19 protein-coding genes, 1 other RNA gene and 1 other annotated feature are annotated in these 23,383 nt (G+C 43.0%); of the genes, 17 read left to right on the top strand and 3 right to left on the bottom strand.

Features of this window, described 5'->3' with window-relative positions:
- Positions 1–5: 5 nt before the first annotated feature.
- Genes queA through yajC form a run of 3 tightly spaced genes read left to right on the top strand, consistent with a single transcriptional unit; the run spans position 6 to position 2,501 of the window.
- Positions 6–1,037, top strand: coding sequence for a tRNA preQ1(34) S-adenosylmethionine ribosyltransferase-isomerase QueA (gene queA / locus ACQCT8_RS06045; RefSeq protein ID WP_426869393.1), 1,032 nt, complete (start codon positions 6–8; stop codon positions 1,035–1,037).
- 16 nt (positions 1,038–1,053) lie between these two features.
- Entirely contained in the window at positions 1,054–2,193 is a 1,140-nt protein-coding gene (gene tgt, locus ACQCT8_RS06040; protein WP_426869392.1) for a tRNA guanosine(34) transglycosylase Tgt, read from the top strand.
- Positions 2,194–2,228: 35 nt separating this feature from the next.
- Complete coding sequence (gene yajC, locus ACQCT8_RS06035; RefSeq protein WP_426869390.1) at positions 2,229–2,501, top strand: preprotein translocase subunit YajC; 273 nt, start codon at positions 2,229–2,231, stop codon at positions 2,499–2,501.
- A 46-nt stretch (positions 2,502–2,547) separates the two neighbouring features.
- Here yajC and ACQCT8_RS06030 read toward each other — a convergent pair whose 3' ends face one another.
- Positions 2,548–2,931, bottom strand: coding sequence for a TIGR04086 family membrane protein (locus ACQCT8_RS06030; protein ID WP_426869388.1), 384 nt, complete (start codon positions 2,929–2,931; stop codon positions 2,548–2,550).
- A gap of 85 nt (positions 2,932–3,016) precedes the next feature.
- On the opposite strand from ACQCT8_RS06030, the gene ACQCT8_RS06025 reads away from it, so the two are divergent.
- The gene (locus ACQCT8_RS06025; protein ID WP_426869387.1) at positions 3,017–3,658 is read left to right on the top strand and encodes a DUF421 domain-containing protein; all 642 of its coding nucleotides are present in this window, start codon (positions 3,017–3,019) and stop codon (positions 3,656–3,658) included.
- Between the two features lie 2 nt (positions 3,659–3,660).
- Here the strand turns inward: ACQCT8_RS06025 and spoVB are convergent, their stop codons facing one another.
- Positions 3,661–5,199 (bottom strand): stage V sporulation protein B, encoded by a 1,539-nt coding sequence (spoVB, locus tag ACQCT8_RS06020; RefSeq protein ID WP_426869385.1) that lies wholly within the window; start codon positions 5,197–5,199, stop codon positions 3,661–3,663.
- 113 nt (positions 5,200–5,312) lie between these two features.
- Here spoVB and ACQCT8_RS06015 point away from each other — a divergent pair, with 113 nt between their 5' ends.
- The 7 genes from ACQCT8_RS06015 to dtd all read left to right on the top strand — a co-directional run bounded on the left by ACQCT8_RS06015 (position 5,313) and on the right by dtd (position 14,732).
- Positions 5,313–5,672: a post-transcriptional regulator gene (locus tag ACQCT8_RS06015; RefSeq protein ID WP_426869384.1), complete on the top strand. Its 360-nt coding sequence runs from the start codon at positions 5,313–5,315 to the stop codon at positions 5,670–5,672.
- A 144-nt stretch (positions 5,673–5,816) separates the two neighbouring features.
- Positions 5,817–8,078, top strand: coding sequence for a protein translocase subunit SecDF (gene secDF, locus ACQCT8_RS06010; protein ID WP_426869382.1), 2,262 nt, complete (start codon positions 5,817–5,819; stop codon positions 8,076–8,078).
- A gap of 288 nt (positions 8,079–8,366) precedes the next feature.
- Positions 8,367–8,705, top strand: coding sequence for a LapA family protein (locus ACQCT8_RS06005; RefSeq protein WP_426869380.1), 339 nt, complete (start codon positions 8,367–8,369; stop codon positions 8,703–8,705).
- Positions 8,706–9,022: 317 nt separating this feature from the next.
- Positions 9,023–11,386, top strand: a complete 2,364-nt coding sequence (gene recJ / locus ACQCT8_RS06000) for a single-stranded-DNA-specific exonuclease RecJ (RefSeq protein ID WP_426869378.1) — start codon at positions 9,023–9,025, stop codon at positions 11,384–11,386.
- The gene (locus tag ACQCT8_RS05995) at positions 11,377–11,889 is read left to right on the top strand and encodes an adenine phosphoribosyltransferase (RefSeq protein WP_278239604.1); all 513 of its coding nucleotides are present in this window, start codon (positions 11,377–11,379) and stop codon (positions 11,887–11,889) included. Before recJ ends, ACQCT8_RS05995 begins: the two co-directional genes overlap by 10 nt.
- A 179-nt stretch (positions 11,890–12,068) precedes the next feature.
- Positions 12,069–14,267 carry a RelA/SpoT family protein gene (locus ACQCT8_RS05990; protein ID WP_426869375.1) on the top strand — a complete coding sequence of 733 codons (2,199 nt, stop codon included), beginning with the start codon at positions 12,069–12,071 and terminating at the stop codon, positions 14,265–14,267.
- Between the two features lie 24 nt (positions 14,268–14,291).
- On the top strand, positions 14,292–14,732 hold the full coding sequence (gene dtd / locus ACQCT8_RS05985; protein ID WP_426869374.1) for a D-aminoacyl-tRNA deacylase: 441 nt from the start codon (positions 14,292–14,294) through the stop codon (positions 14,730–14,732).
- A 57-nt stretch (positions 14,733–14,789) separates the two neighbouring features.
- Here dtd and ACQCT8_RS05980 read toward each other — a convergent pair whose 3' ends face one another.
- On the bottom strand, positions 14,790–16,595 hold the full coding sequence (locus ACQCT8_RS05980; protein ID WP_426869372.1) for an SH3 domain-containing protein: 1,806 nt from the start codon (positions 16,593–16,595) through the stop codon (positions 14,790–14,792).
- Between the two features lie 146 nt (positions 16,596–16,741).
- Positions 16,742–16,969, top strand: a binding site (T-box leader).
- Positions 16,970–17,060: 91 nt separating this feature from the next.
- Between ACQCT8_RS05980 and hisS the strand changes: the two genes are divergently transcribed.
- The 6 genes from hisS (at position 17,061) to ACQCT8_RS05950 (ending at position 23,297) form a co-directional block, all read left to right on the top strand.
- Positions 17,061–18,326: a histidine--tRNA ligase gene (gene hisS, locus ACQCT8_RS05975; RefSeq protein ID WP_426869370.1), complete on the top strand. Its 1,266-nt coding sequence runs from the start codon at positions 17,061–17,063 to the stop codon at positions 18,324–18,326.
- A 12-nt stretch (positions 18,327–18,338) separates the two neighbouring features.
- Positions 18,339–20,114, top strand: coding sequence for an aspartate--tRNA ligase (gene aspS / locus ACQCT8_RS05970; RefSeq protein ID WP_426869368.1), 1,776 nt, complete (start codon positions 18,339–18,341; stop codon positions 20,112–20,114).
- 58 nt (positions 20,115–20,172) lie between these two features.
- Positions 20,173–20,360, top strand: a non-coding RNA gene (ssrS, locus tag ACQCT8_RS05965) — 6S RNA.
- A gap of 135 nt (positions 20,361–20,495) precedes the next feature.
- Positions 20,496–21,254: a tRNA threonylcarbamoyladenosine dehydratase gene (locus ACQCT8_RS05960; protein ID WP_426869366.1), complete on the top strand. Its 759-nt coding sequence runs from the start codon at positions 20,496–20,498 to the stop codon at positions 21,252–21,254.
- 179 nt (positions 21,255–21,433) lie between these two features.
- Positions 21,434–22,366 (top strand): ABC transporter ATP-binding protein, encoded by a 933-nt coding sequence (locus ACQCT8_RS05955; RefSeq protein ID WP_426869364.1) that lies wholly within the window; start codon positions 21,434–21,436, stop codon positions 22,364–22,366.
- Complete coding sequence (locus ACQCT8_RS05950; protein ID WP_426869362.1) at positions 22,359–23,297, top strand: ABC transporter permease; 939 nt, start codon at positions 22,359–22,361, stop codon at positions 23,295–23,297. Before ACQCT8_RS05955 ends, ACQCT8_RS05950 begins: the two co-directional genes overlap by 8 nt.
- The last annotated feature ends 86 nt before the right edge of the window (positions 23,298–23,383 follow it).

The raw sequence follows: 23,383 nt of genomic DNA, 5'->3' as shown, positions 1-23,383 counted from the left end.
GAGTAATGAAATTGGATATACAAGATTTTGATTTTTATTTGCCTGAAGAATTAATTGCCCAGGTGCCGCTGCAGGACCGCACATCTAGCCGCTTAATGGTGCTCGATAAAAAGACGGGCAGTATTTCACACGAATCATTCCGCTCAATTGAAGACTATCTTCAAAAAGGGGACTGTCTCGTCTTAAATGACACCAAAGTTCTGCCAGCCCGTTTAATCGGTGAAAAGGAAAACACGGGTGCAGCAATCGAACTGCTTTTGCTGAAACAAATAGAAGGTGATCAGTGGGAAACGCTTGCCAAGCCTGCAAAACGGTTGAAAGTAGGCACGACTGTCGTATTTGGCGACGGTCAGCTGAAAGCAGTCTGCACGGCCATTGGCGAGCAGGGCTCAAGAATAATGGAGTTTATGTATGAAGGAATCTTTTATGAGCTGCTTGATGAGCTCGGTGATATGCCGCTTCCGCCATATATAAAAGAAAAACTGGATGATCGTGACCGCTACCAGACGGTTTTTGCCAAAGAAAGAGGTTCGGCTGCTGCCCCTACGGCTGGACTGCATTTTACAGATGAGCTTCTTGAATCGTTAAAGCGCAAAGGGGTAAATATTGCCTTTATCACTCTTCATGTTGGACTTGGCACCTTCCGTCCGGTCTCTGTTGATTCAATTGAAGAACATGATATGCACAGTGAATATTATCAGCTGAGCGAAGAAACGGCTCAGACATTAAATGCAGTGCGCAATTCGGGTGGAAAAATTGTAACCGTTGGAACGACCTCGACGAGAACGCTCGAAACGATTGCGGATGCTAATGGAAGATTTAAAGCATCGAGCGGGTGGACCAATATTTTTATTTATCCAGGTTACACATTTAAAGCAGTGGATGCTCTGCTGACGAATTTCCATTTGCCGAAATCAACTTTGATCATGCTTGTGAGCGCACTAGCCGGCCAAAATCAAACGCTCGCGGCCTATGAGGAAGCCGTTAAAGAAAAATACCGCTTCTTCAGCTTCGGCGATGCCATGTTAATTAAATAGAGAGGAAGTAACTAAATTGACTGCTATACGTTATGAACATATTAAAACATGCAAGCAAACTGGAGCGAGGCTCGGCATCGTGCATACTCCGCACGGCTCCTTTGAAACACCTGCTTTTATGCCGGTAGGAACAATGGCGACTGTGAAAACAATGTCTCCAGAGGATTTAACCGAGCTTGGCGCTGGGATTATTTTAAGCAACACCTACCATTTATGGCTTCGCCCCGGTCATGATATTATTAAAGAAGCTGGCGGACTGCACAAGTTTATGAACTGGAATAAACCGATTTTAACGGATTCCGGCGGCTTCCAGGTATTTTCTCTTAGCAAGTTTCGCGACATTAAAGAAGAAGGCGTCCATTTTCGAAATCATATTAACGGAGACAAGTTGTTTTTGAGTCCGGAAAAAGCAATGGAAATTCAAAATGCACTTGGCTCTGATATTATGATGGCCTTTGATGAATGTCCGCCTTATCCTGCCGAAGAAAAATACATGAAGGATTCCGTGGAGCGGACGACAAGATGGGCAGAGCGCTGTCTTGAAGCACACTCGCGTCCGCAGGATCAGGGTCTTTTCGGCATTATACAAGGCGGAGAATATGAAGCGCTGCGAAAGCAAAGTGCAAAGGATCTAGTTTCCATGGATTTCCCCGGTTATGCGGTTGGCGGATTATCAGTAGGAGAGCCGAAGGATGTTATGAACAGAGTGCTTGAGTTTACAACTCCATGGATGCCGGAAAATAAACCGCGCTATTTAATGGGGGTAGGATCACCGGATTCATTGATTGATGGAGCAATGAGAGGCATTGATATGTTTGACTGTGTCCTGCCAACAAGAATTGCCCGGAATGGCACGCTTATGACAAGTGAAGGAAGACTTGTCGTGAAAAATGCGAAATATGCCCGTGATTTTGGACCGATCGATCCGAATTGTGACTGCCACGTGTGCAAAAACTATAGCCGTGCCTATATCAGGCATTTGATTAAATGTGAAGAAACGTTCGGAATTAGACTTACTACTTATCATAACCTGCATTTTCTGATAAACTTAATGGGGCAAGTTCGCCAGGCGATTAAAGAAGACCGTCTGGGCGATTTCCGGGAAGAGTTTTTTGAACAATACGGTTTCAATAAGCCGAACGCAAAAAACTTTTAATAGATTGAACGGCAGGAAGGAGGAGTTAAAGCAATATGGAAACGTTGATTACTTTAGTACCGCTTATTTTAATGTTTGCCTTAATGTATCTTTTTTTGATTCGCCCGCAGCAAAAGCGTCAGAAGAAGGTAGTTGAAATGCAAAGCAGCCTTGCAAAAGGTGATAAAGTTGTGACGATTGGTGGCCTTCATGGCATTATTGATGCACTTGACGAAGGACAGGTTATCTTAAAATGCGGCGATGGCAGCCGTCTAACGTACGATCGAAATGCAGTGCGTGAGGTTGTAGACAAGCAAACGGGAATGTAATCCCATATAAAAAAAGCTGGCGAGTGAAAACTCGTCAGCTTTTTTATCAGGCTTTTTCTCCTTTTCCTCCAAAAAGATTCACTCCCGCAATCCCCCCCACAAGAGAGATAAACAATGTGAGTGAGGCATGTAGAATAGACTCAGTCCAGGCTGCCCCTTCAGCGGATAATAGAAACGAAAGTGCGGCCATGATCACGCCAATGATTCCTCCAACAAACAGCCCTTTTACTTTTGAGACAGCGCCGCCCACGATGGAGCCTGTTAAAACTACTGCAAACATAGACCCGTTCAGCCATTTTTCCATCTCAAGTTCTTTCAATGGAGTTAACGCGAGTAAAGTAGCCATAATGATTGAAATGGTGAGAACAGCAATGGCAATGACGATTACCCCATACGTAATTCCTTTTCCGATCTTAAGCCATTCAGACATATCCATCCTCCTGTTCTTTTGTGTAAGGATCTGCTAAGCAGGTCATACTAAATGATAAAAAGCTGTGTTTGAGAGGGTGTGGCCATTGGCGGAGGAATATATTTTGGTTGGAATTAGAACCGTTATCTTATATGGCCTTGTCCTGCTTATTTTTCGATTAATGGGCAAGCGTGAAGTGGGGGAACTGAGCTTATTGGATCTTATTGTTTTTATGATGATTGGTGAAGTAGCTGTTTTTGCGATTGAAGATCCTTATGTCAATATGTTTAAAGCTGTTTTTCCCATGCTTTTGCTCATGTCTCTTCAGGTTCTGCTTTCCTGGTTTTCATTAAGAAATAAGTCGTTTAGGGATTTAGTGGACGGCAAACCCTCTGTCCTAATTAGAAACGGACAGTTAATGAAAGACGAAATGCGCAGAAACCGTTACAACATTGATGACTTAATGCAGCAGCTGCGTGAAAAAGAAATTTTCAATCTGCATGATGTGGAATTTGCCATTCTTGAACCGTCCGGGATTCTCACCGTTTTGAGAAAAGGAAGAAAAGAAGGTGAATTGTCTCTTCCACTTGTCATGGACGGTATAATACAGAAAGACCATTTATCCAGCATACACAGAGATGAACAATGGCTTAGGGCTGAGCTGAAAAAAGAAGGATATGATCAATTGGATAAAATATTCTTTTGTTCATTTGAGGACGGAAAATGGTATGTCAGCACGGGACAATAAATTTATCCTTTTTTTCTCCAGCTTGAAAAAAATGACCAATCCTCTTGTTTAATGACATTTAAAAAGCGCCCCAGAACTAGATAGATTCCAATCAGGATCACCATTGTGATAAGCGGGTGCATGAAATAATCAGGAAGAAGTGAAGAAAAAAGCTTTTTTTCAAGTACATACATGCAGAGCATCAACAAGGCAACGGCTCCATATTGTGCGTAAGGGATTTTGATCGGTACAAGCTTTCTCATAGTGAAAAAATGAAGCAGTGTAACCATTACCAGCCCCACCATAATGCCAATAGCCGCCCCGGTTATCCCCATACCGGGCTGCAGCATTAATGCAGCCATTACGACAAGCTTTACTACAGCACCAATCAGACTGTTCATCATGGCCGCACCAGCCGCATCGTATGCCTGGAGAACTGCATGAAGAGGGCCCTGGTAGTAATAAAAAATAAACAGCACTGCCATAAAGTGCAGCAGGTTTGCACCATTAGTGGAATGATAGAGAGCCTCAAGAAGGTATGTCCCATGTGTCAGCAGAAGAATTGAAAAAAGTCCGCCGGTCACAAGCGAAATTCTCAGTGCCTGCTGAATCCGGTGCTCGACGGTTACAAACTGATTTTTTGCTTTCGCTTCACTAATTGCAGGAACCAAAGCTGTGCTGAGTGAAACGGTGATAAAAGAAGGCAGCAAGAGCAGCGGCAGTACAAAACCGGTCAGCATCCCGTATTCTTTTGTGGCAAATGCAGCTGTGAAGCCCACCATTGTCAAACATTGCATCACGAGTATCGGTTCTAAAAACCAGGCGATCGATCCAATCATCCGGCTGCCGGTGGAAGGAAGGGCAATGCTGAGAAGCTGCTTTGCAATGGTTTTGCGTGGAGGCTGCCCCCCGTTCCCGGCTTGAATGTGTATTTTTCTTCTGGAATAAACAAAGTGAAGGTACAAATAACCAAGCGATAATAACTCCCCGCCGATTGAGGCAAGCATGGCACCGGCAGCAGCATATTCAATGCCCATTGGCAAAAGCATTCCAACGAGTATGTAAAGCAGGACAAGGCGGATAAGCTGTTCAATGATTGACCCGACTGCCGTGACACCCATTTGCTGTTTCCCCTGAAAGTACCCTCTTAGTACAGCTGAAAATGCAGCAATAGGCACAACGGGAAGAATGGCGACGAACGGCCAAAAGGTTCTGTCATCTGCAAATAATGTTTCCGTTAGAAATGGAGCAAGTAAAAACATCACTGGAGTAAAGGTCAAAGCAAGAGTACCCGTGATTATGAGGGAAACGTTCAGGATTCGCTGGACAACCTGTTCATCTCTTTTTGCCGTCGCTTCAGATACATATTTTGCGATTGCAACAGGAAGACCGAGCTGTGTAATCGTAATGACAAGCATTAATGTAGGAAAGGTCATCATATAAAGACCGACGCCTTCTTCGCCGACCATTCTTGCAAGCACCATACGATGGATGAACCCCAATACTTTCGTCAGCATAGCTGCAAAAATAAGAATCAAGGTTCCTCTTATAAATGTAGACAATTGGCAATCCACCTTCTCAAAGAGAACTTTTTTCGGTACAATTAACCATATGCTCGTAATAGGACAGCCTATGACGAAAATATAAAGATAGGCCAATTTATAGGGGGAGAAAAATGGATAAACATACTTCATTTGAAGAAGTGGTCGTTCAATTAGGACCTGCACTTAGCAGTAAAAGGGAAGAACTTCATCTATATGGTTACGATTCTGTGACAGAACAAGCCCTTTGGCAGTACCTGGTGCAGAAAAAATGGAGGAAGTGTAATGATGAAATTCCCCTTTATGCAGTGGTAAATGACATTCTTACTATTAAGGCCGGAGATTATATGAACTGGACGACGCGCAATGAATACAAGACTTCTTCACAAAATGTGGAGTTAAATGAAGAGGAGCTTCATTTGTTGCTGCACGGTGAACAGGAGTTAGACGAGAATAAAGATCAGTCATCAGAACACGAATCTGAAAGCCATTGACACCCAATAATAAGTAATTCATAATAAATCTGTTGCTAAAATTCGGATAATTTTTCTCTAGTATGGATTGATTAAAAAATGAATTTCATAGCATTTTTAACGAACAGCTAATGTGCATTTAAACTTGAGGAGGACTTATACATAATGGTAAAAAGAAGCAGAATCGTCACCTTCATCTTACTGATTGTTTTAATTGGTGGCGCAATGGGGATGACTACCCAGACAATTTTAGGAAATATTAAGCTGGGTCTGGATCTTCAGGGGGGTTTTGAAGTTCTCTATCAGGTTAAAGGAGAGGACGGTGAAGAAGTCCCTCCGGATGTTGTATCAGACACAGCCCAGGCACTTGACCGCAGAGTCAACGTTTTAGGCGTAAGCGAGCCGGTCATTCAAGTTGAAAACGGCAACCGCATACGCGTTCAGCTTGCGGGAGTGGAAGACCAGAATCAGGCAAGAGAAATCCTCTCTACAGAAGCAAACCTTACATTCCGTGATGTAAATGATAACGAAATGCTCAGCGGGTCTGATTTAGTAGAGGGAGGATCTACACAGACATTTAATGAAGAGAATCAGCCAATCGTCCGATTGGAGCTGCAAAGCGGACAAAAGTTTGCGGAAGTAACACAGGAAGTTCTTGAAATGGGACCGCCAAACAATAAGCTGGTCATCTGGCTGGATTACGAAGAAGGAGATTCCTACGCTGAAGAAGCCGGTAAAGAAGAGCCGAAATTTATTTCAGCACCGAATGTATCTGAGGTTATTTCAACCACTACACCTGTTATTGAAGGCAGCTTTACTCCTCAAGAAGCTCAGGATTTAGCAGATCTGCTTAATGCAGGTGCACTTCCTGTTGAACTGGAAGAAGTGTATTCCACTTCTGTAGGTGCTTCCTTTGGCTTAATGGCAATGGATCAGACAATATTAGCCGGTATTATCGGCATCTCATTGATTTTCCTTTTTATGATCGCTTTTTACCGTTTCCCAGGCTTAATTGGTGTTCTTACACTATCCGTTTACATTTACCTGATCTTATTAATTTTTGATTGGATGAATGGTGTCCTGACGCTGCCGGGTATTGCGGCACTGATTCTTGGTGTCGGGATGGCGATAGACGCCAATATTATCACCTACGAAAGAATTAAAGAAGAATTGAAAGTCGGCAAGCCTGTTCGTCAGGCATACGAAGAAGGAAGCAAATCCTCTTTATGGACGATTTTTGATGCGAATATTACAACCTTATTAGCTGGAATAGTACTGTTTTACTTTGGAACAAGCTCAGTAAAAGGATTTGCGACCATGCTGTTAATCAGTATAATTGTAAGTTTTGTTACTGCTGTATTTGGAACTCGTCTTTTCATGAGTCTTTGGGTCAGAAGTAAATTCCTTGACAATAAAAAAGGCTGGTTTGGCGTAAAGGCTTCTGAAATTAATGATTACAATGAAGAGGTAGATTCACTGGATTTGCCTACTAGATTTGACCGTTTTGATTTTGTTCGCAGCCGGAATAAATTTTTCGCCTTATCCGGTGTGCTTATTGTGGCAGGGCTGGCGGTTCTAATTATATTCCGCTTAAATCTCGGTATTGATTTCACGAGCGGTACGAGAATGGATGTACTTGCGGATACGTCGCTCACTGAAGAGACCGTTGAGGAAGACTTGGCTGAAATTGGACTTGAGGCGAGCAGCATTGTGATATCCGGTGAAAATCAGGAAACTGGAGTCGCAAGGTTTACAGAGTCACTGGATCAGGAAGAAATTGCAGAGTTGAAGACATATTTTCAAGACAAGTATGGCTCTGATCCAAATATATCTACAGTAGATCCAATTATAGGGAAAGAGCTGGCTCAAAACGCGATATACGCAGTTGCCATTGCCTCGCTTGGAATTATTTTGTACGTTTCAATTCGATTTGAGTTATACATGGCTCTTGCATCCGTGATCGCCCTCGTTCATGACGCATTTTTCATTATCGCTGTTTTCAGCATTCTGCGTCTTGAAGTCGATATTACCTTTATAGCGGCCGTGCTGACGATTATTGGTTATTCAATTAATGATACGATTGTTACGTTTGACAGAATTAGAGAAAACTTAAGAAAACTGAAGCTGGTGGAATCAAAAGAACAGCTGGCTAAAGTGGTCAATCAGTCACTCCGTCAGACACTGGGCAGATCGGTTAATACCGTTCTGACAGTCGTTCTGGTCGTTGTTGCAATGATTTTCTTTGGAGCCACTTCCATTCTGAATTTCTCTATTGCCCTGTTAATCGGTTTAATCGCAGGAACCTATTCTTCTGTTTTTATCGCCACTCAGTTCTGGTATGTACTGAAAAAACGCGAATTGAAGAAAAAAGGTTCGTTAGTTACGTATAAAGAGAAAAAAGAATGGTCAGATGAGCCAGTTGTGTAATGTGTAGTAGCAATATGGGTTGAGCTGAGCGAAAGATGTCGGCTTGCTGCAGGATATGACGGTTGCTTGAGACCCCTTAAGGCTAAGCCCGAGGAGAGTGGTTTCATGCAGCTGTCCCTGCGAATAACACACGCCTGAAGGCAGTGAACCGCACAAAGAAGGAACCTGAGGCAGTTGTCTCAGGTTCTTCTTAATTTCAGGCTAGGGCTTTGCTATCAGAGGATTAGTAATTTAGAAATAAGGGTAATTTACCTGTATCCAAGTATTATTAAGAAAGGGGGACATGCTATGAAGTTTCAGTGGGTATTGATTTTAGGAATTATATTTGCTCTTCTAGTAGCAATTTTTGCTGTTATTAATGTCGATCCTGTAACTGTAAATTTTGGTTTTGCTGAAACAGAAATGCCTTTAATTCTGGTTATTTTAGGCTCCGTTTTAATGGGGGGACTAATTATTGGATCAGTCGGCCTCTTCCGTTTATTTGTTACTCAGCGGAAAGTGAAGCATCTTGAAAGTGAAAACCTGAAATTGAACGAGCAGCTGGCGAAAGCAGAAGAAAATCGTACAGAACCGCTTCCTTCGCGCACAGATTACCGCAGAACAGCGCCTGATGGATCAGGAGAATAATAACTGCAAAAAAGAGGCTGGGGCATAACTAAAAGCCTTAGAGAAAGTAATATAATGTACCGTAAGTATAAGGTGAGCGTAGCGGAAGGTTTCGACTCCTGCAGGACTTGACGGCAAGCAGAGACTCCTATAGGCAGAGCCTTGAGGAGGGCTCAGCGCCGTCCCTGCGGAAAGCGTCCACCTGAAGCAAAGTGAACCGGTTGTAGAGCTTGAGACATTTTTGTCCCAAGCTCTTTTATTATGGAAAGGAGTGACCATGGCTCATTGAATAGGAGGTAAACCTGCTGTATAATGAAGAACGCTAAAGAGGTGAGAAAATGTTACAATCTAAAACAAGATGGAATATTCATCCCATTAATAATGAACATGTCCTTACACTACAAGAAGCTCTCGACATACCGGCTGTTGTAGCTCAATTGCTTGTTCAGCGGGGAATCACGGCTGTTGAAGAAGCAAAATCGTTTTTATATGTTGAAAGCCAGTCTTTTTATGACCCATTTCTGCTATTAGGAATGGAACAGGCTGTTGAACGAATTAAACACGCTGTTACTAATCAGGAGCTCATCATGGTCTATGGTGATTACGATGCCGATGGAGTTACGAGTACTTCGGTTATGCTGAGCGTGCTGCAGGAAATAGGGGCGAATGTTGAATTCTACATACCAAACCGCTTTACAGAAGGATACGGACCAAATGAGGATGCGTTTCGATTTGCAGCCGAGCAGGGAGTATCATTGCTGATCACAGTAGATAATGGCATCTCAGGCATTAAGGAAGCACAGGTATTAAAGGAGCTTGGAGTTGATTTAATTATCACCGATCACCATGAACCGGGTCCAGAGCTGCCAGAAGCGCTTGCCATTATTCATCCTAACCATCCGAATGGAAGCTACCCCTTTAAAGAGCTGGCAGGTGTTGGAGTAGCATTTAAAGTGGCGCATGCCCTATTGGGAAAACCGCCCGTTCATCTCCTTGACCTTGCAGCCATTGGAACGATCGCAGATTTAGTTGCGCTGCGGGATGAAAACAGGCTTCTGGTGAAAAAAGGGTTACATGAGCTGCGCCAAACCCGCCGTAAGGGAATTCAGGCACTTTGCAAAATTGCAGGTGCTTCATTGGCAGAGCTGAATGAAGAATCCGTTGGTTTCGTAATTGGACCGCGGTTAAACGCAGTTGGAAGGCTTGCGGATGCTGATCCTGCTGTCGAACTGCTGATGACTGAAGAGATGGAAGAAGCAGAAGCACTCGCACAGGAAATTGATCAGATAAATAAAGAACGTCAGACCATTGTCAGTGATATTACAAAAGAAGCAATTGAACAAGTTGAAAATTTATATCCCCTCGAAGAAAACCGGGTGCTTGTTATCGCTAAAGAGGGCTGGAACCCGGGTGTAGTCGGTATTGTAGCTTCAAGATTAGTAGATCGCTATTATCGTCCCGTTATTATGCTGTGTCTGGACCCTGATGGAAATAAAGCAAAAGGTTCAGCTAGAAGCATTGAAGGGTTTAATATGTTTGAGGAACTGTCACGTAATCGTGATATACTTCCGCATTTTGGCGGTCACCCTATGGCAGCCGGAATGACTCTTCCAATAGAACAAGTAGACGAACTGAGGGAGCGTCTGAATCACCAGGCGGGAAAACTTTCAGATGAAGACTTTATTCCCATTACAGCGATTGATACGGTTGCTTCCCTGGAAGAAATTGATTTACATTCAATTTCGCAAGTTCAGCTCCTTGCACCATTCGGGATGAAAAATCCAAAACCGAAAGTTCTGATCGAACAATCATCAGTGACTTCGCTGCGGAAAATAGGAGCAAGCCACAATCATTTAAAACTAACGCTTCAAAAAGATCAGTCTACGCTCGACGGTATTGCTTTTGGTCTGGGAGAAATTGCCGATCATATTTCACCGCTGGCAAAAGTGGATGTGATTGGGGAGCTTTCAATTAATGAATGGAATAATAGCAGAAAGCCTCAGCTTTTTGTTCAGGATATTCAGGTTAATGAGTGGCAGCTTTTCGATGTAAGAGGAATTTCCCAGCCGCAGAGATGGCTTCCGACTCTGCCTGAAGAACGCCAGTTTATTGCATTTGATCCAAAAACAAAAAAAGAGTTTTTGCAGTATATAGACGAGGAACAGATCAAGGTGATAGAAAACCGGGAACAAGCGGCGGAACACTCCATAGATCATAAGCAAATTATACTTCTTGACCTCCCGCAGGATGAAGAACAAATTCTGTCTTTAATTCGCAACGGACTCCCGACCCGGATTTACGTCCATTTTTATCAGGAAAATCCTCAGTTTTTTAGCGGCATGCCTAAAAGAGATCAATTTGCCTGGTATTATGGTTTCCTTAAGAAGAGGCAGTCCTTCGACCTTCATAAAAATGGAGATGCTCTTGCAGGTCATAAAGGATGGACAAGAGAAACGATTAATTTTATGACAAAGGTGTTTTTTGAGCTGGAATTTGTTACAATGAGTGATGGAATCGTTACGGTGAACAATTCTGTTCAAAAACGTGATTTATCCCATTCTCCTGCCTACCAGTCAAAAGAAAGAATGGTTCAGCTGGAGCAGGAGTTGTTATATTCGTCTTTTCAACAGTTGAAAAACTGGTTTGAACAGCACATAGACGGGGCGAAGAGACCTGAGGAGGAAGAAAAGGTATGGACTTAAAGCAGTATGTAACAATCGTGGAAAACTGGCCTAAAGAGGGAATCCGATTTAAAGATATTACGACTCTTATGGACAATGGAGATGCGTATCGCTATGCGACGGATCAAATTGTAGAATATGCGAATGATAAAGATATTGATATAGTAGTAGGTCCGGAAGCAAGAGGATTTATTATTGGCTGTCCTGTTGCTTACGCACTTGGAATCGGCTTTGCTCCTGTCCGGAAAGAAGGCAAGCTTCCGCGTGAAACGGTTAAAGTGGATTACGGACTTGAATACGGAAAAGATGTTTTAACCATTCACCGTGATGCGATTAAGCCTGGTCAGCGGGTTTTAATTACAGATGATCTTCTTGCTACGGGCGGAACCATTGAGGCAACCATCAAGCTCGTTGAAGAACTTGGCGGAGTAGTAGCAGGAATCGCTTTCTTAATTGAGCTCACTTACCTTGATGGGCGTGACAAATTAGAAGGATATGATATGCTTACACTAATGCAATACTAATAAATGATGAGAGTCCCACAATCGGGGCTCTTTTTATATACAGTTTGTGTCGAAATAAGCCGTTTTTACTCCATTCGTCATGAAAAAAAGTCATAATCGCTTTACAGACGAACGATTTTTTTTAATAATAGGTACAATACACAAAAAATTTATTTCAAACGATAAAGGTGATATAGCGTATGGCGAACGAACGAGTACTTACCGCGGATGAAGTGTTCGTGATTGCATCAACTTACATGAACAATAGTCAGGTGGATATAGTGAAAAAAGCATATGCCCTGGCAGCTGAAGCTCATAAGGAACAGTTTCGCAAATCCGGGGAGCCATATATCATTCATCCGATTCAGGTGGCGGGTATCCTGGCAAATTTACAAATGGACCCGTCTACTGTTGCTGCCGGTTTTTTACATGACGTAGTGGAGGATACAGATTACTCCTATAAAGATTTGGCCGAGCAGTTTAGTGAAGAAGTGGCGATGCTTGTTGATGGTGTGACGAAGCTTGGAAAAATAAAATATAAGTCAAAAGAAGAGCAGCAGGCAGAAAATCACCGAAAGATGTTTATCGCAATGGCGCAGGATATCCGGGTGATATTAATTAAGCTCGCTGACCGTCTTCATAATATGAGAACGTTAAAGCATATGCCGGTTGAAAAGCAGATTCGCATTTCAAATGAAACACTTGAAATTTTTGCCCCTTTAGCGCACCGGCTTGGAATTTCAACGATTAAGTGGGAGCTTGAGGATACTTCTCTTCGCTATTTAAATCCGCAGCAATACTACCGAATCGTTAATTTAATGAAGAAAAAACGCAATGAGCGTGAAGAATATGTAGAAACGGTCATCCGGGAAATTAAGGACCAGGTGACCGATGTTAATATAGATGCAGATATCTATGGACGCCCCAAGCATATTTATTCCATTTATAAAAAAATGGCGATGCAAAATAAACAATTTAATGAAATCTATGATCTGCTTGCAGTCAGAGTCATCGTAAGCAGCATTAAGGACTGCTATGCAGTTCTCGGCATCATCCATACGTGCTGGAAGCCAATGCCTGGAAGATTTAAGGACTACATTGCCATGCCAAAGCCTAATATGTATCAATCTCTTCATACGACCGTCATCGGCCCTAAAGGAGATCCCCTTGAAGTTCAGATTAGAACATCGGATATGCACCGCATTGCAGAGTTTGGTGTCGCGGCGCACTGGGCTTATAAAGAGGGAACAATTGTAAGTGAAGACAATAAGGCATCAGTTGAAAATAAACTGACATGGTTCCGCGAAATTCTTGAATTCCAGCAGGATTCTTCCGATGCAGAAGAATTTATGGATGCTCTTAAGTTTGATCTTTTTTCTGACATGGTCTATGTGTTCACACCAAAAGGAGATGTGATGGAACTGCCGGCTGGCTCTGTTCCAATTGATTTTGCTTACCGGGTCCATTCAGAAATCGGCAATAAGACCATTGGTGCAAAGGTGAACGGTAAAATGGTTCCGCTTGATGCCACCTTAAAAACGGGCGACATTATTGAAATCATGACGTCGAAGCATTCGTACGGACCGAGCCAGGACTGGCTGAAAATTGCCCAAACCTCCCAAGCAAAGCATAAAATCAAAGCATTCTTTAAAAAGCAGCGCAGAGACGAAAACATGGATAAAGGCCGGGATATCGTCGAACGGGAAATCCGGTCGCTTGAATTTAATCCTAAAGAAGTACTGACAGAAGAAAATATCAAAAGAGTTTCAGAGAAATTCAACTTTACAAATGTGGAGGATATGTATTCTGCTGTAGGATACGGCGGAATTACGGGAGTGCAGATTGCCAACCGCTTAACCGAAAAGCTCAGAAAGCTCCGTGATGAAGAAGATACACTTGAAAAAGCAATGGCGGATATTAAGCCTCCTTCTCACCGAAAAAAACGCGAGGCGGGAGTAACGGTAAAAGGAATTGATAATCTGCTGGTACGTTTATCTAAATGCTGCAGCCCTGTGCCGGGAGATGATATTATCGGCTTTATAACACGAGGCAGGGGAGTTTCTGTACACCGGACAGACTGTCCTAATATACAGGATGATGCAAATGCGAATGCACGGCTCATTCCAGTTGAATGGGAGGGCACCCCGCAGGACAAAAAAGAATATAACGTGGATATTGAAATATCCGGCTATGATAGACGAGGGCTTTTAAATGAGGTACTGCAGGCGGTAAATGAAACGAAAACAAATATTTCAGCTGTGAGCGGACGAACTGACCGCAATAAAATGGCTACAATTAATATGTCCATTATGATTAAAAATGTAAATCATTTGCAGCGTGTGGTTGAACGAATTAAGCAAATTTCAGATATCTACTCCGTTCAGCGGATTGTGAACTAATGACCGGAGGGGGATGTAAGGATCATGAAAGTCGTTCTGCAAAGAAGTAAGCAGGCATTTGTCTCTGTAAATGGAGAAGTTACAGGGCAGATTGATAACGGTCTCGTTCTTTTAATAGGAATCACCCATGAGGACGGGGAAAAGGAAGCAGCCTATATGGCAGAAAAAATAGTGAATCTTCGAATTTTTGAAGATGACAGCGGGAAAATGAATGAGTCCCTGCTGGATCGAGGCGGTCAAATTCTATCTATTTCCCAGTTTACTCTATATGGAGAAACAAAAAAGGGGAGAAGACCCAATTTTATGGGTGCTGCGAAGCCTGACCATGCTGAAAAAGTATATAATTTGTTCAACAGTTTACTTGAGCAAAAAGGTGTGATCGTGGAAAAAGGCGTATTTGGAGCCATGATGGACGTGTCTCTTGTGAACGATGGTCCCGTTACATTAATAGTGGAAACTCCTTAAAAACGTAAGTAAAAAGGAACCGCCAGCACTCCCAAAAGGGGCCAGGCGGTTCCTTTTTCATTCAAAATAGTCTACAACTCCATTATAGATACCGGTTGCTGCGATTTCTCTAAACTGATCATTCGTGATGACTGCTTCTTCTGAAGGGTTGCTGATATATCCTAATTCAAGAAGAATGGCGGGAATGGAGTTTTCCCTCAGCACTAAGTAATTGCCGAACTGCACGCCGCGGTCACGCAGATTTAATTGTTCCTGAAGTCCGGTGTGAACGGATTGGGCAAAAGACTGATCCATATCTCCGTAGTAATAAGTCGTATATCCGCGAACGCTCCTGTCATCTATTGAGTCATAATGAATCGATATAAATAAATCTGCGTCGTTTTGCTGTGATGAAGCTACACGGGTGTGCAGATCAATATATCTGTCGTCCTGTCTGGTCATAATGACGTTGGCACCGGTGCTTGAAAGTTTATGATACAGGATTTCAGCCGTTCTAAGCGTCAACGATTTTTCATAGGATCCGCTTGCACCAACTGCCCCGCTGTCCCGTCCTCCATGACCGGCATCAATGACGATCGTAGCTTCTTCTAGAGAGGCTGCAGGGAGATCCGCCCCTTCTTCCTGTGCATCTTCTTCAGTTATCTCTTCTGGTTCTTCTTCTGCCGGGTTTTCTGCAGCTTCTTCTGTAGAAACAATCCAATTGGCTATAAATCCTGAGGAGCCATCATTAAGTTCAATTTCAAACCATTCCCCATTTTGAGATACAGCTGTATACTGTTCACCTGAGTTGACTCGTGCAACAACCTCCGATTGAACAGACGGCATGCTTCGAACATTCGATCCGTTGTATAAAACTGTTAACCGACTGCCGTCATCCGTGGAAGCATCCACGGAGGTTACCGTTCCGCCGGGTTCTGTATACCAGCTGGCGATCCAGCCTTCTTCTCCGGAGGGCGAAGCAATTTTAAACCAGTCCCCGGATCGCTCTTCAATCATAAAAGATTCTCCATAGTTCACTGTTGATAAAGGGCTGCCTGCATGACTAGGTTCTTCTCTTACAGTTAATGCGTCCACCATAATGGTGATGACGGCATCTTCAACGCCTGCATCCCCATTTAAGGCCTGCTGATCAGTCTGTGCTGAAGGTGTATTTGCCTGCACATAAGCAGAACTGACCCAGCCGTTTAGTCCATTTCCTTCAATATGATACCATCCATACTGTTCTTCAATGATTCTGACGCTGTCTCCCTGGTTCAACGACCCGATCACCGTTCCGGTTGATGAGAAATCATCCCTCACATTTAACCGGTCAACTGAAATCGTTGCCATCTCAGAGCTGTCTGCAGCGTCGGATCCAGGTAAATCTGTTTCGGCAGTGACCTCGGACAAATAGTCTGAGGTCACCCAGCCATTTGTGCCATCCTGCATTATAATTTCTGCCCAGCCGCTTTCTTCTGAAACGATATCAACCTCTTCTCCATGCTGAAGAGATCGAACGATGCTTTCATCTGTTCCAGGTCCGCTTCTTACTCGTAATTGATCCGCCGTAACTTTTGCAATTTGAGAGGAAGCCGCTGCTTCAGGTTCTGCCGATTCCTGCTGTACCGTCAGCCATTCAGCGACCCAGCCTTCTTTTCCACCGGAAAGTCTGAGCTTAAGCCATCCATACTCTTCATCCAGAATTTCATATGTATCCCCATCATTTGCTGTTGCAACAGTCGCATAAGCAAGTCCGGGCCCTTCTCTCATGTTTACATGATCCGAGGCAATAACAGCACTGTTGCTTGTTGCAAGAACCGTTTCAGCCGGAAGTGAAAAAGAAGCAAACAGAACGCTGGCCAAAATGGAACCGATCAGTTTCATTCACAACACCTCTCTGTTTTGTCTTTCCTCTATCTTATACTGATGAAAGGTATCCGTCATTAGAAAATTCAAATAAAAAGTCTTTTCATTTAAGCTTGACAATCATGTGGCGGCTTATTATGATTGATTACATTATAAAAAACGTAAAACAACCAATGATGGGGAACAGTAAATAAGAATACGCATGAACAGAGAAAAACCGCCAAGGCTGCAAGCGGTTTTGCATGACGACTTATTGAATGAACACCCCGTAGGTTCAATTCTGAAAAGGTCTCTTAGTAGGAACTGACGTATGCAGGCGTTAACTGCCTTGAGTGGAAGCTTTTTATGCTTCAATTAGGGTGGCACCACGGGAATAAACTCCCGTCCCTTGTTTTAGGACAAGGGACGGGAGTTTTTTGTGTTCATATTTTCCGGTCTTTGTCGATCGTTTAATCCGAATTGATAGTTGAAGGAGGAAATTTCATGTCTATTCAAATTCCAAGAGGCACACAGGATATTCTTCCTGGAACCGTTGAAAAATGGCAGTACATTGAAAAAGTGGCGAAAGAACTTTGTGAGCAGTATCAGTATAAAGAAATCCGCACGCCTATGTTTGAGCATACAGAATTGTTTGAACGTGGTGTAGGGGATACGACAGATATTGTCCAAAAAGAAATGTACACCTTTCAGGACCGTGGCGAAAGAAGCTTGACGCTTCGTCCGGAGGGAACAGCAGGAGTCGTTCGTTCCTTTGTTCAGCATAAACTGTTCGGCCAGGTCAATCAGCCGGTCAAATTATTTTACAACGGCCCTATGTTCCGTTATGAACGGCCCCAGGCTGGCCGCTTCAGACAATTTGTTCAATTCGGTGTTGAAGCAATTGGCAGCGACGATCCTAGCATTGATGCAGAGGTGATCTCGCTTGCTATGGAACTGTATACGCGTCTTGGCTTGAAAAAGCTGAAGCTCGTGATTAACAGTTTAGGTGATACAGAAAGCCGGATTGCCCACAAAGAAGCATTAATCAATCACTTTAAACCGAGAATCAACGAGTTTTGTCACGATTGTCAGATGCGTCTTGAAAAAAATCCTCTTCGAATATTGGATTGCAAAAAAGACCGGGATCATGAATTAATGGCAACTGCGCCTTCACTTGCTAATTACCTGAATGCAGAGTCCTCTGCTTACTTTAATAAGCTGCAGCACTACTTGACCTTGATGGGGATTGAATTTGAAGTAGATTCAAATCTTGTAAGGGGGCTGGATTACTACAACCACACTGCATTTGAAATTATGAGCAGCGCAGAGGGCTTTGGCGCCATTACTACACTATGCGGGGGAGGCAGATACAATGGGCTGTCAGAAGACCTCGGAGGCCCGAGTGCACCAGGAATCGGATTTGCTTTAAGCATCGAGCGTCTGCTGTCTGCTCTGGATGCAGAGAGCATCGAGCTGCCTGCTGAAACTTCCCTGGACTGTTACTTTGTCACGATGGGTGAACAGGCAAAGGATAAAGCCGTTGAACTGACCTATAAAGCAAGAAAGCATAATTTGAGTGCTGAGATGGATACATTAAATCGCAAAATGAAAGCACAACTTAAAAGCGCAGATCGTTTGAAGGCAAAATTTGTAGCCATTATTGGAGAAAATGAACTCAGTGAAGGAGCGGTTGTCGTGAAAAATTTAGAGAGCGGCACGCAGGAAAACGTTCCATTTGAACAATTATTTGATTATTTAACGCAATCTTAAGGAGGAAAATCAATGTTTGGACGATCATTTTATTGCGGGGAAGTACCCGCCTCAGCGATTGACGAAAAAATAGTTTTAAAAGGATGGGTGCAAAAGCGCCGTGACCTTGGTGGTCTGATTTTTATTGACCTGCGTGACAGAACGGGCATTATTCAAGTTGTGTTTAACCCTGCTATTTCAGAAGATGCCTTAAAAAAGGCGGAAGCCATCCGCAGCGAATATGTGCTCAGCATTGAAGGAACCGTTCAGGCAAGAGAAGCCGGCACTATAAACTCCAATATTGCTACAGGGACAATTGAAGTTCACGCTACAGAGGTGACTGTCATCAGTGAAGCGAAAACACCTCCTTTTGCCATTGAAGATAAAACAGAAGTAGCAGAAGATATTCGCTTAAAATACCGGTACCTAGACCTGCGCCGTCCTGTTATGACCGAAACCTTCAAAGTGCGTCACAACATTACGAAGTCGATTCGCCGCTTTCTCGACGATGATCAGTTTATAGAAGTGGAAACGCCAGTATTGACGAAAAGTACACCTGAAGGCGCACGTGACTATCTGGTTCCAAGCAGAGTGCATGAGGGGGAATTTTACGCTCTTCCGCAGTCGCCGCAATTATTTAAGCAGCTGCTTATGGTCGGTGGATTTGATAAGTATTATCAAATTGCCCGCTGCTTCAGAGACGAAGATCTGCGTGCTGACCGGCAGCCTGAATTTACGCAAATTGATATTGAAACAAGCTTTATGAGCCAGGAAGAGATCATGGAAATGAATGAAAATATGCTTTCAGTCATGATGAAGGACGTCAAAGGTATAGACATTGCACTTCCTTTGCCGCGAATCACCTACAGCGAAGCGATGGAGCGGTTTGGTTCTGATAAGCCCGACACGCGCTTTAAAATGGAACTAATTAATTTATCCGAGTCGATGGGAACTTCAGGGTTCAAGGTCTTCAGCGGTGCAGTTGAAAATGGAGGCCAGGTTAAGGCGATAAATGTAAAAGGCGCAGCAGACAGCTATTCAAGAAAAGATATTGATGCACTTGGCGAATTCGTTTCCCGCTATGGCGCGAAGGGTCTTGCATGGCTTAAAACCTCCTCAGAAGGATTTGCCGGACCGATTGCTAAATTCTTTGGAGAAGATGAGATGGCCCGTCTTGCGGCTGAAACAGATGCAGCAGAAGGTGATCTGCTTCTGTTTGTAGCAGATAAAAAACCGGTTGTCGCTGATGCCCTGGGTGCGCTGCGGTTAAAGCTTGGAAAAGAGCTTGGGCTGATTGATCACTCTCTATACAATTTTCTCTGGGTGACAGACTGGCCGCTGCTGGAATATGCAGAAGATGAAGGCCGTTATTATGCTGCCCATCATCCTTTTACAATGCCTGTAAGAGAGGACATTCCGCTTCTTGAAACGGATCCTGCAGCTGTAAGAGCACAGGCATATGATATTGTACTGAACGGGTATGAATTAGGTGGAGGTTCTCTTCGGATTTTTGAGCGCGGGATTCAGGAAAAAATGTTTAAAGTTCTTGGGTTTTCAGAGGAAGAAGCTAAAGAGCAATTTGGATTTTTGCTTGAAGCCTTTGAGTACGGTACACCGCCGCATGGAGGAATTGCACTCGGTCTTGACAGACTTGTTATGCTATTGTCTGGAAGCACCAACTTACGGGACACCATTGCATTTCCAAAAACAGCAAGTGCAAGCTGTGTCTTAACAGACGCACCAGGAGAAGTAAGTGAAGCTCAGCTGGATGAATTAAAGTTATCTTTGAATCTTCAGAATAATAAATAAATTGCCGTTGTTAAAGATTGATCTTTAAGAAAAGGTATGCTATTATTTACAAACAAGGCAAGTCCTGATGTGTACGTTATCTGCTCAATTCGTTTTGACCGAACACTTCTATTATTGGGAGCCTGCGTTTTTCTGCACCGTGCATGCCTTTTGCGAGGACGCATTAAGCAGAAAACAGGGCACCCACCTGCTGAGAGCGGGTTCAAAACAATAGATCTTTAATGAGACGGCACGATTGGGATTTGCCAGCACTTACATACTTTTAAAACCGCCTGATCGTATCGGCGGTTTTTTTATGCTTTTATGAAGGCTCATTGATTTAACAAAGAAAGTAAGCTATCCTTAGTTTCGTTATCCTAAACTAATTTGGAGTTGATTGACATGCTTCACCAATTTTCAAGAAACGAACTTGCTATTGGATCAGAAGGAATTGACCTTCTGAAAGGAAAAACAGTCGCAGTGCTCGGCATTGGCGGTGTGGGTTCATTTGCCGCTGAGGCGCTTGCACGAAGCGGAGTCGGCCGCTTAATTCTCGTAGACAAAGATGATGTAGATATCACAAATGTAAACCGTCAAGTGATTGCACTTCTTTCTACTGTAGGTCAGCCAAAAGCAGACCTAATGAAAACCAGAATTAAAGATATTAATCCTGACTGTGAAGTGATTTCACTGAAAATGTTTTATACAGAAGAAACCTTCGAAGAGTTTTTCAGCCACGGTCTTGATTTTGTAGTGGATGCCTCTGATACAATTTCCTATAAAATTCATTTAATGAAAGAATGCCTGAAAAGAGAGATTCCGATTATTTCAAGTATGGGAGCAGCCAATAAAATGGATCCAACCCGTTTTAAAATTGCAGACATATCAAAAACCCATACAGATCCAATTGCAAAAGTAATCAGAAAACAGTTGCGTAAAGAAGGCATCCCTAAAGGCATTCCCGTCGTTTTCTCAGATGAGAGCCCTATTATTATACGTGAAGAAGTCAGAAAAACGGTTGGCAATGACGAGGCTGCGATAAGAAAAGCTAAAATGCCGCCGTCCTCTAATGCTTTTGTTCCTTCAGTCGCAGGGTTAATCGCGGCGAGCTATGTCATAAATACGCTGTTAAAAGATATCATGATTAAACGCGTCCAATAATCTGTAAACCAGTCCTTAATACAAAACGGACTGGTTTTTTCTTATGCTATGCTCCATTAACAGATGAAAATTGAAACAACTTTTCTAGTTAATCTGTTAGTATAGGTGAAACTTTCTTCCAATTCACACGTAAATTACAAGACAAGCCAAATTAAATGAGAAAAAACAGGAGGGAAGGCATGACTAAAAAATCGATTGTAGAGTTGAAAAATGTCACGAAGGTAATCAAGGGGAAAACCATCATTGATAAAGTTTCGTTTGACGTATACGGAGGAGAAGTGTTTGGTTTCCTCGGGCCTAATGGAGCAGGAAAAACTACCACTATCCGAATGATTGTAGGATTAATGAAATTAACAGATGGTGATGTTCTGATCGAAGGAAAAAGCATTAAAACTGATTTTGAAGGAGCCGTGCGGCATGTAGGGGCGATAGTTGAAAACCCGGAAATGTATAAATTTTTATCCGGCTATAAAAATTTAGTTCACTACGCACGAATGTACAAAGGAATTTCTAAAGAGAAAATTAATGAAGTAGTCAAACTGGTAGGACTTGAAAAACGGATTCACGAAAAGGTGAAAACCTATTCACTTGGAATGCGTCAGCGGCTGGGGATTGCTCAAAGCCTTTTGCACGATCCAAAAGTACTGATCTTAGATGAGCCTACCAACGGACTAGACCCTGCAGGCATTCGTGAAATCCGCGACTACATAAGACGCTTGGCAAGAGAACGGGATATGGCGGTAATTGTATCCAGTCATTTGCTTTCAGAAATGGAAATGATGTGTGACCGCATAGGAATCATCCAAAATGGCAAATTAATTGATGTTCAGTCTATGGACGACTTTGTTTCTACTGAAGGAAAGCTGTTCAAACTTGAAGTAAAAGAGCCTCATGAAGTGAAGAAGAAAGTTCTTACACATCATGCTGAATGGACGGTAGAGGTAGTGGAACAATCACTGGTGATTGATATGACTAAAGAACAAATTCCGGAGCTTATCCGTTTTTGTGTGGCGGAGAATATAGATGTGTACGGTATTTCTCCGGCAGCTAAAACACTTGAAGACAGGTTCCTTGAAGTAACGACAGAGGGAGGACTGGTAAAGCATGGGTAATTTAATCCGCAATGAATGGATGAAGATTCTGCACCGCCCGGGTACATATGTGATGGCTGGACTGCTGATTTTAGCGGTCATCGCTTCAGCTGTTATTGCTCTTTTTATAAATTCCACTTTAGCGACGGATGATGACTGGCGTCAGGTTTTGGAGACGGAGAACGAACAGATTCAAATGACGATCGAGTCGGGTGAAGAAGGCTTTTACACGCCAAGTCCCGAAGGAAAACTAGCCTTAAACGAATATCGTCTTGAAAACGATATCGAACCAAATAACGGTGATTCAATGTGGAGATACATGGAAAATAACTCCTTTATGATTTCATTGGTAGGTTTATTCTCCATTATCGTAGCTTCCGGCATTGTTGCAGGTGAGTTTTCATGGGGAACAGTCAAATTATTAATGATCCGTCCGATTGCCCGCTGGAAAATTCTTTTAGCTAAATTTCTCACGGTTGCGACTTTCGGTCTATCATTAATTGGGATTTTAACTGTCCTGTCATTGATCCTAGGTGCTATATTCTTTGATTCCGGATCAGCAGTTCAACTGACCTTCTCAGATGGAGAAGTAAGGGAAAGCAATATGATTTTCTATCTGATGAAAGTTTACCTGTATAATTCAATCGATGTTATACTCCTTACCACAATGGCATTTATGATTTCAGCTGTTTTTCGCAGCAGCTCTCTTGCGATCGGTATCAGCTTATTCCTTTACTTTGTCGGCGGAACAGCTACGGGCTTTATTGCGATGTACTATGACTGGGCTAAGTACAGTCTGTTTGCCAATACGAACCTGACGATGTATGAAATGGGAATGCCCCTAGTAGAAGGCATGACGATGACGTTTTCCATTATCATGATCTTGATTTACTTCACAATTTTTGTGGCATTAGCGTTTACGGTATTTACTAAACGGGATATCGCCGCTTAAACCACATCATTTCTTTTGAAAAAAAGAGCATGGGACAATATGTCTCATGCTCTTTGATCGGTTCACTGCGCTTCAGGCAGACACTT

Source organism: Jeotgalibacillus proteolyticus (genome assembly GCF_050107735.1).
GTDB lineage: Bacteria > Bacillota > Bacilli > Bacillales > Jeotgalibacillaceae > Jeotgalibacillus > Jeotgalibacillus proteolyticus_A.
Note: the sequence above shows the minus strand (reverse complement) of the source record. Positions and strands in the feature narration are given on the sequence as shown.